At 74.6% G+C, this 3,503-nt stretch carries 1 protein-coding gene; it reads left to right on the top strand.

Annotated features, from left to right (window positions below):
- Positions 1-3,503, top strand: a 3,503-nt coding sequence (locus AB0D08_RS40540) for an amino acid adenylation domain-containing protein (RefSeq protein WP_359895387.1), incomplete at both ends; no start/stop codon positions are given.

Below are 3,503 nucleotides of genomic sequence, written 5' to 3'. Positions count from 1 at the left end.
GGGCGTGAGCGGGTGCTGTGCGCGCTGTTCGGCGAGGTGCTGGGCGTCGAGGGTGTCACCATCGACGACAACTTCTTCGCGCTGGGCGGCCACTCCCTGCTGGTCACCCGCCTGGTCAGCCGCATCCGCACCGAACTCGGCGTGGAGCTGCCGATCCGGGCGCTGTTCGAGACCGGTACGGTCGCGGGCCTGGCGGCCGGGCTGGCCGGTGCCGAAGGGGCGAGGGCCGCCCTGGTCCGCGCCGAGCGCCCCGAGGTGGTGCCGCTGTCGTTCGCGCAGCAGCGGCTCTGGTTCCTGAACCGCTTCGAGGATGCCGGTCCCACCTACAACATCCCCGTCGCCCTGCGACTCTCCGGCCCCCTCGACATCGCTGCTCTACGCGCCGCTCTGCGGGACGTGGCCGGCCGGCACGAGAGCCTGCGGACGGTCTTCCCCGAGCTGGACGGCGTGCCGTACCAGCGGGTGGTGCAGCTCGCCGAGGTCGGTGAGCTGCTGGAGGTGGTCCGCGGCGCCGAGGGGATCGCCGGAGCCGCGGCCCGCCCGTTCGATGTCACCACCGATCTGCCGTTGCGGGCCTTGCTGTTCGAGACCGGCGCCGAGGAGTCGGTACTGCTGATCGTGCTGCACCACATCGCGGCCGACGGCTGGTCGATGGCGCCGCTGGCCGCCGACCTCCGGACCGCGTACACCGCCCGGACCGCGGGATCCGCGCCGGGCTGGGCCGAACTGCCGGTCCAGTACGCGGACTACACCCTCTGGCAGCGTCGCCTGCTCGGCGAGGAGTCCGACCCGCAGAGCCTGATCTCGGCGCAGCTCGACTTCTGGCGGGCCACCCTCGCGGGCTCGCCCGAGCTGCTGGAGCTCCCGACCGACCGGGTGCGCCCGGCGGAGGCCGGGCGGCAGGGCGGGGTGGTGGAGTTCCGGCTCGACCCCGACCTGGGCTCCCGCCTCGGTGACCTGGCCCGGGAGTGCGGGGCGACGGCGTTCATGGTGGTGCAGGCGGCGGTGGCCGGGCTGCTGTCGCGCCTGGGTGCCGGGACGGACATCCCGTTCGGCACGCCGGTCGCGGGCCGCACCGATGCCGCGCTGGACGAGCTGGTCGGGTTCTTCGTGAACACGCTGGTGCTGCGCACGGATGTGTCGGGTGACCCGACGTTCCGTGAGCTGGTTGGCCGGGTGCGGGATGCGGATCTGGCGGCGTTCGCGCACCAGGACGTGCCGTTCGAGCGGCTGGTGGAGGTGCTGAACCCCGCTCGCTCGATGGCCTGGCACCCGCTGTTCCAGGTGATGCTCACCTTCGCCGAGGCGGCGGCCGGTGCGGTCGGCCTCGACCTGCCCGGTATCGAGGCCGAGCCCGTCGCCGGGGCCGGCGAGGGCGCCAAGTTCGACCTCGCGTTCAGCTTCGCCGACGAGGGCGCGGCCGGGTTCGCCGGCAGCGTGGTGTACGCGGCCGAGCTGTTCGACCACCGGACGGTGGAGGCGATGGTGGCGCGCCTGGTCCTGCTGCTCGAAGCGGTGCTGGCGGAGCCCGGTCTCCGGCTGCCCGAGGTCGACCTCCTCACCGCCGAGGAGCGCCGGGACCTGCTGACCGTGCGCAACGACACCGCGCTGGAGGTGCCCGCCGGGACCGTGCCGGAGCTCTTCGAGGCGCAGGTCCGGCGGACGCCGGCGGCGGTCGCGGTGGTGTCCGCGGGCGTCGAGCTGAGCTACGCGGAGCTGGACGCCCGGGCGAACCGGCTGGCCCGGCTGCTGGCCGGCCACGGCGTCGGCCCGGAGACCCTGGTCGCCCTGTCCCTGCCGCGCTCGGCGGACATGATGGTGGCGGTCCTGGCGGTGCTGAAGTCGGGCGCCGCGTACCTGCCCGTCGACCCCGGCTACCCGGCCGACCGGATCGCGTACATGCTGTCCGACGCCGCACCGGTGCTGGCCGTGGCGGTCCGGGCGACCGAGGCCGTGGTCGCGGACGGCGGGGTGCCGCTGGTGGTGCTGGACGACCCGGCCACGGCGGCGCTGATCGCCGCGGCCCCGGACACGGCGCCCACCCGGGCGGCCGAGCTGCGGCCAGAGCACCCGGCGTACGCGATCTACACCTCGGGTTCGACGGGCCGGCCCAAGGGCGTGGTGGTCGAGCACCGCAACGTCGCCGCCCTGGCGGCCTGGGCGGTCGCCGAGATCGGCCCGGAGCGGCTGTCGCACGTGCTGGCCTCGACCTCGCTCAACTTCGACGTGTCGGTGTTCGAGATGTTCGGCCCGCTGCTGAGCGGCGGCCGGATCGAGATCGTCCGCGACCTGCTGGCCCTGCTGGAGGGCGACGGCACCCGCTGGCGCGGCAGCCTGGTGAGCGGTGTGCCGTCCGCGCTGGCCAACCTGGTCGCGCAGGGCGGCCTGGAGCTGGACGCCCGGATGGTGGTGCTCGCGGGCGAGGGGCTGCCCGCACACACCCTGAACGCGATCCGGGCCGCCGCGCCCGGCGCCACGGTCGCCAACATCTACGGGCCGACCGAGACCACGGTGTACGCGACGGCCTGGTACACCGACCGGGAGGCCGCCTCGGCGCCCCCGATCGGCCGGCCGATCGGCAACACCCGGGTGTACGTGCTCGACCGGGGCCTGCGCCCGGTGCCGTCGGGCGTGCCGGGCGAGCTGTTCATCGCGGGTGCCGGCGTCGCCCGCGGCTACCTGAACCGGCCCGGCCTGACCGCGGACCGCTTCCTGCCGGACCCGTTCGGCGCGCCCGGCTCCCGGATGTACCGGACCGGCGACGTGGTCCGCTGGACCCCGGACGGGCAGATCGACTACCTCGGGCGCTCGGACAGCCAGGTCAAGGTCCGTGGCTTCCGGATCGAGCTCGGCGAGATCGAGGCCGTGCTCACCGCCGACGAGGCCGTCTCCCAGGCCGCCGTGCTGGTCCGCGAGGACCTGCCCGGCGACCGGCGCCTGGTGGCGTACCTGGTCCCGGCGGCCGGGGCGGACGTCGACCACGCCGCGCTGCGGGCCCGGGCGGCGGCCGCGCTGCCGGAGTACATGGTGCCGTCGGCGTTCGTGCCGCTGGCCGCCCTGCCGCTGAACCCCAACGGCAAGCTGGACCGCCGTGCTCTTCCCGCCCCCGACCTCGGCGCACTGTCGGCCGGCCGTACGGCGCGCACCGACCGCGAGCGGGCGGTGTGTGCGCTGTTCGCGGAGGTGCTGGGGCTGGAGAGCGTCGGGATCGACGACAACTTCTTCGCGCTGGGCGGTCACTCGCTGCTGGTCACCAAGCTGGTCAGCCGGATCCGCACCGACCTCGGGGTCGAGGTCCCGATCCGGGTGCTGTTCGACGCGCCCACGGTCGCCGCGCTGGCGGAACGGCTCGACGGATCCGACGGTGCCCGCCGCGGCCTGCACCGGCGGGAACGGCCGCAGACCGTCCCGTTGTCGTTCGCGCAGCAGCGGTTGTGGTTCCTGAACCGGTTCGAGGGGGCGGGGTCGACCTACAACATTCCGGTGGGGTTGCGGCTTTCGGG

The sequence above is a fragment of the Kitasatospora sp. NPDC048540 genome (assembly GCF_040651175.1).
In the GTDB taxonomy this organism is placed as follows: Bacteria; Actinomycetota; Actinomycetes; order Streptomycetales; family Streptomycetaceae; genus Kitasatospora.
The sequence above is the reverse complement of the archived record's forward strand: the minus strand, read 5'-3'. Positions and strand labels throughout refer to the sequence as shown.